Annotated in this window: 5 protein-coding genes; 4 read left to right on the forward strand and 1 reads right to left on the reverse strand. The window is 71.8% G+C overall.

The window, feature by feature from the left end; all coding sequences use genetic code 11:
• The 4 genes from ACFU99_RS31925 to ACFU99_RS31940 form a co-directional block, all read left to right on the forward strand.
• Nucleotides 1-1,300 (forward strand): DUF445 domain-containing protein (locus ACFU99_RS31925; RefSeq protein WP_384398658.1); only part of this gene is annotated, 1,300 nt, incomplete at its 5' end.
• A 64-nt stretch (nucleotides 1,301-1,364) separates the two neighbouring features.
• Nucleotides 1,365-2,150, forward strand: a complete 786-nt coding sequence (locus ACFU99_RS31930) for a class E sortase (protein WP_384398660.1) — start codon at nucleotides 1,365-1,367, stop codon at nucleotides 2,148-2,150.
• A 26-nt stretch (nucleotides 2,151-2,176) separates the two neighbouring features.
• Entirely contained in the window at nucleotides 2,177-2,395 is a 219-nt protein-coding gene (locus tag ACFU99_RS31935; protein ID WP_384398662.1) for a DUF3311 domain-containing protein, read from the forward strand.
• Complete coding sequence (locus ACFU99_RS31940) at nucleotides 2,392-3,942, forward strand: sodium:solute symporter (RefSeq protein ID WP_384398664.1); 1,551 nt, start codon at nucleotides 2,392-2,394, stop codon at nucleotides 3,940-3,942. The genes ACFU99_RS31935 and ACFU99_RS31940 overlap by 4 nt, the downstream gene beginning before the upstream one ends.
• Here ACFU99_RS31940 and ACFU99_RS31945 read toward each other — a convergent pair.
• Nucleotides 3,929-4,954 carry an SCO0930 family lipoprotein gene (locus ACFU99_RS31945; RefSeq protein WP_384398666.1) on the reverse strand — a complete coding sequence of 342 codons (1,026 nt, stop codon included), beginning with the start codon at nucleotides 4,952-4,954 and terminating at the stop codon, nucleotides 3,929-3,931. The genes ACFU99_RS31940 and ACFU99_RS31945 overlap by 14 nt on opposite strands.
• Nucleotides 4,955-5,268 lie beyond the last annotated feature (314 nt).

The raw sequence follows: 5,268 nt of genomic DNA on the forward strand, positions 1-5,268 counted from the left end.
CGCTGATACCGCCGGGGCCGCGAGTGCCCCGGCGGGCGGGTTCGCCTACAGCGCGGCAGACGAGGAGAAGCGGCGCGGCGTGCGCCGGATGAAGACGTTCGCGACGGGGCTGCTGCTCGCCGTCGCGCTCGTCTACGTACTGGCCAAGTGGGCGCAGTCCGCCGGCGCCGGCGGCTGGGCCGGGTTCGTGGCCGCCGCCGCGGAGGCCGGCATGGTCGGCGCGCTCGCCGACTGGTTCGCCGTCACCGCGCTCTTCAGACGGCCGATGGGGCTGCCCATCCCGCATACCGCGATCATCCCGACGAAGAAGGACCAGCTCGGGCAGAGCCTCGGCGAGTTCGTCGGGGAGAACTTCCTCTCCGGCGACGTGGTGCGGCAGCGGCTGCGCGCCGTCGGCATCGGTTCCCGGCTCGGCGCCTGGCTCGCCGAGCCCGAACACGCCGACCGGGTCACCGCCGAGCTGGCCACGGCGCTGCGCGGCGCGCTCAGAGTACTGCGCGACTCCGACGTGCAGGCCGTGGTGGGCGAGGCGATCACCCGGCGGGCCGACGCGCAGGAGATCGCGCCGGGCGTCGGCAAGATGCTGGAGAAGGTCGTCGCGGACGGTGGCCACCGCAAGCTGGTGGACCTGGTGTGCGTACGGGCCCACGACTGGCTCGTCGAGCACAGCGCGTCCGTGATGGACGCGGTCACCGGCGGCGCGCCCGGCTGGACGCCGCGGTTCGTGGACCGCAAGGTCGGCGACCGGGTGTACAAGGAGCTGCTGCGCTTCATCACCGAGATGCGGGACATGCCGGACCACCCGGCGCGGGGCGCCGTGGACCGGTTCCTGCGGGACTTCGCGGGCGACCTCCAGTCGGACACCGAGACGGGGGCGCGGGTGGAGCGGCTGAAGTCGGAGGTGCTGGGCCGCGGCGAGGTGCAGGACCTCATCGCCTCCGCGTGGAGCTCGGTGCGCGCCATGATCGTGGCGGCGGCCGAGGACGAGCGCAGCGAGCTGCGGCTGCGGGTGCGGGCGGCGATCCTCTCGCTCGGCAACCGGATGTCGGCGGACGAGCGGCTGCGGGCCAAGGTCGACGGCTGGCTGGAGGACGCGGCCGTCTACGTCGTGACGACCTATCGGGACGAGATCACCCTGCTGATCACGGACACGGTGGCGGGCTGGGACGCCGAGCACACGTCGAGGAAGATCGAGGCGCACATCGGGCGGGACCTCCAGTTCATCCGCATCAACGGCACGGTGGTGGGCGCGCTCGCGGGGCTGTGCATCTACGCGGTCTCGCGGCTGTTCGGCGGGTGATTCCCGGATGATTCCCGGGTGATTCCTCTGGTGGTCTGCGGCCGCGGGGCCTACCGTTCGGCGGATGCGGGAGCGGATTCCGGTGGTGGTGCAGGGGCGGCGGGCCCGGCGGCCCCTGGGGGCGCGGCTGCTGTGGGGCGGCGCGGAGCTGGTGGTGACGCTCGGCGTCGTCGTGCTGCTGCTCGTCGCCCACCAGCTGTGGTGGACGAACCGCGAGGCGCGGGCGAGCGCGCGGGACGAGGTGGCGGAGCTGGAGCGGGGGTGGGCGGACGAGGACCCGGAGGTTCCCGCGCCTGATCCCTCGGGCACGCCGTCCGCCGGCCACGGCTCCGACCCCGGCCGGTCCTCCGAGGAAACCAGTACGGTGCGCGTGAGCGCAGACGAGAGCCCGCCCCGCCGGGACGCCGCGTACGCCGTCATCCGCATCCCGAAGATCGGCGTCACCGCGCCCGTGGCGCAGGGCGTCAGCAAGGCGAACGTCCTCAACAAAGGCTATGTGGGGCACTACGTCCACACCGCGCAGCCGGGGAAGAAGGGCAACTTCGCGCTCGCCGGGCACCGCAATACGCACGGTGAACCGTTCCGCCGCCTCGACCGGCTGCGGCCCGGGGACACCGTGCGGATCGACACCGATACGGCCCGGTACACGTACACGGTCGAGCGCACGCTGCCGCAGACCTCGCCGTCCGACGGCACGGTCATCGCCCCGGTCCCGTACAGCTCGGCGCACCCCGCCTACCACTTCGCGGAGCCCGACTCATATCTGACGCTGACGACCTGCACGCCGGAGTACACGTCCACATACCGGCTGGTGGTGTGGGGGAGGCTGACGGCGATAGAGCCGCGTTAGAAGCGGAGCCCGTTAGGGTCTGCGTCGTGCTGAAACGTGCCTCTCTGCTGTGGCTGCTCGTGCCGTACGTGCTCTTCCTGGCGGTGCTGCCGCTCGTCGACCGCGTCCGCCCGACCGTGCTCGGCCTGCCCTTCCTCTTCTTCTGGCTGCTGCTCGCGACGCTGCTGACGCCGGTCGCGGTGTGGCTGGCCTGGCGCTCCGACCGGCGGCGCGGCGGCCGCGCGGGGCGGGGGAGCGCCGGGTGAACGCCACCGTCGCGACGTCCGTCTTCGGCGTCTTCATGGTTTTCACTGTCGGCCTCGGGCTGCTCGCGATGCGCGGGCGCGGCTCGGGCGGCGGGCTGGCCGACTGGTCGGTGGGCGGCCGGAGCCTGGGCCCGGTCTTCATCTGGGTGCTGATGGCGGGTGAGGGCTATACGAGCTTCAGCTATCTGGGCGCGGCGGGCTGGGGCTACAACTACGGCGCGCCGGTCCTGTACGTCATCGCGTACATGTCCTGCGGCTACGCGCTCGGCTACGTCGTCGGCCCCATGCTCTGGTCGTACGCCCGCAGGCACGGCCTCGTCTCGATCACCGACATGGTCGCGCACCGCTACGGGCGGCCGTGGCTCGGCGCGTTCGTCGCGGTGCTGGCCACGGTCTGTCTGCTGCCGTACATCCAGTTGCAGATCATGGGCATGGGCGTGGTCGTCACGACCATCTCGTACGGCGCGATCAGCCTGAACTGGGCGTACTTCGTGGCCTTCGCCGTCACCACCGGCTTCGTGGTGGTCAGCGGGCTGCGCGGCAGCGCCTGGGTCTCCGTGCTCAAGGACGTGCTGGTCGTCGGGACGCTGGCGTTCCTGGCGATCTACGTGCCGCTGCACTACTTCGACGGCTACGGGCCGTTCCTGGACCGGATCGTGGCGGAGAAGCCCGAGTGGCTGACGTTCAGCGGGCACGGGGGCAGCGGGATGGGCGGGGGCTGGTTCGTGACGACGACGTTCCTCAACTCCCTCACCGTGGTGATCTTCCCGACGACCGTGGCGGGCTATCTGGGCGCGCGCAGCGCGGACGGGCTGCGGCGGAACGCGGTCTTCCTGCCCTTCTACAACGTGCTGCTGTTCGTGCCGATGCTGCTGGGCATGGCCGCGATCTTCGTGGTGCCGGGGCTGGTCGGCGCGGACTCCAATCTGGCGCTGTTCAAGCTGGTGGTGGACGCGCTGCCGGCCTGGGCGGTCGGGGTGGTCGGGGTGGCGGCGGCGCTCTCCTCGATCGTGCCGATGGCGGTGTTCATGCTGGTGATCGGGACGATGTGGGGGCGCAGCGTGCTGGGCGCGGTGCCGCGCCTGGCGACCCGGCAGAAGCTGTTCTCGCAGGTGGTGGTGGTCGTCGCGGGCGCGCTGGCGCTGCTGTTGACATACACGGTGCCGGAGACGCTGGTGCGGCTCTCGCTCATCTCGTACGAGGGCATGGCACAGCTCGTGCCCATGGTGCTGCTGGGGCTGGTGTGGCGGCGGATCACGCTGTGGGGCGCGCTGAGCGGGCTCGCCGTCGGGGCCGTCATCGTCTGCGGGCTGGTCTTCACCGACCGCGATCCGGTGTGGGGGATGAACGCGGGGATCGTCGCGCTGGCCGCGAACACCGTGGTGACGCTGGCCGTCAGCCGGTGGGGGCCGCGTACGGCCGATCCGCGGCCGGACGAGGAGGTGCTGGCCAGGGACGACGAGGATCTCGCCGGGCCGGGCGGGGACGATGGCGGGGGCGGAGGCGGGGGCGGTGACGTCGAAGCGGCCGCGGTCAGTAGCCGGTAGCGGGCTCGGCCTTGGCCTTGGCGGCGGCCTTGGTGATTTTCCTGCCGCTGTCCGAGACGGCGAACCAGAGGCCCATCTTTCCCTGGCCGTTGACGTCACCGGCCTTCTTGTCGCCGGTGAACCAGTAGACGGGCCAGCAGTCGACGGCGAGCTGCTTCGTGCCGTCGGGGCGGGGCACGGTGGAGATGAGCTTGGCGGGGATGGCGTCGCCGAGCTTCTTCTTGTCGGCGGGTTTCGCGGGCTTCCAGGTGTCCAGGCACGCTCCGGTGCAGGCGAAGCGCATGGGCCAGGCGCTGTCCTTGTTGAAGCGGTAGAGGGTGCGGCCCTCGCCATCGGTGAAGATCCTGCCGAGGGCGGGGTTGTCGGAGAGCCCGACCCCGGCGGCGCTTGACGTCTTCTCAGCGGGTTTCGCCCCGGCCTTCTTCCCGTCCGGGGCGAGGGCGTGCCAGGTGCCGCCCATCCCCTGGCCCTTGGCGACGCCGGGCTCGGAGTCCTTGGCGTAGCGGTACACCGGCCAGCCGCCGAGGGTGAGCTGAGCGGTGCCGTCGGCCCGTACGACCCGGCCGAGCCGGTCGGAGGCGATGCCGGTGGAGGCGGTGGCGTCGTCGGCGGGGACGGCCGGCCACGCCTTCGCGCAGTCGCCGTCGCAGGCGGACTTGGGCGGCTCGGCGGTGTCCTTGTCGAAGCGGTAGAGGACGCCGCCTTTGCTGTCGGTGACGACGGGGCCGATGCCGGAGACGTTCCGTACGGCCAGGGTCTTGGCGGCGACGCCGGTTCCGGACCCGGACCCGGCTCCGGCTTTGGGGGCGTCTCCGTAGTCGTCGCCGCTGTCACCCGAGTCGGAGCCGGAGCCGGAACCGGAGCCGGAGCCCGGCGTGAGTGGGGAACTCCCGCCTGCCGGTTTGGATGTGCCGCTTCCCTGGTACGAGTCCCCGCCCCCGCACCCCGCGGCGGCCAGCGCCAGCACCGCGACAGCCGTGCCCGCGAGCGCCGCGTGACGTCGATTCCTCATGTCTTCTCCTCCACTTGGCCGATCTCGCCGGTGGTCCGCTCGTCGGCCGAAGCGTGCGTGCCTCCGCCGTCGCTGTGGGGATACGGGGGCTGGGAGGGCGACGTTCAGCCACCGTGAGAGTTTTCAATTCCCGCCAAAACACGTGCAGTTGATGACGGCCGGCGGAGCGGGCGGGCACCATGAGGCGACCAATTGCTTCCGGTGCGGGCATCCTCGGATCGCGGTCGGCTCCATCTGGTAACGCGCGTGGTGTCCCGCCCCTCGGCGTCCGTCAGGAGGGCTCGATGAACGGCGCCCGGCCTCTCTCCGTCCTC

The sequence above is a fragment of the Streptomyces sp. NPDC057654 genome (assembly GCF_042800135.1).
In the GTDB taxonomy this organism is placed as follows: Bacteria; Actinomycetota; Actinomycetes; order Streptomycetales; family Streptomycetaceae; genus Streptomyces.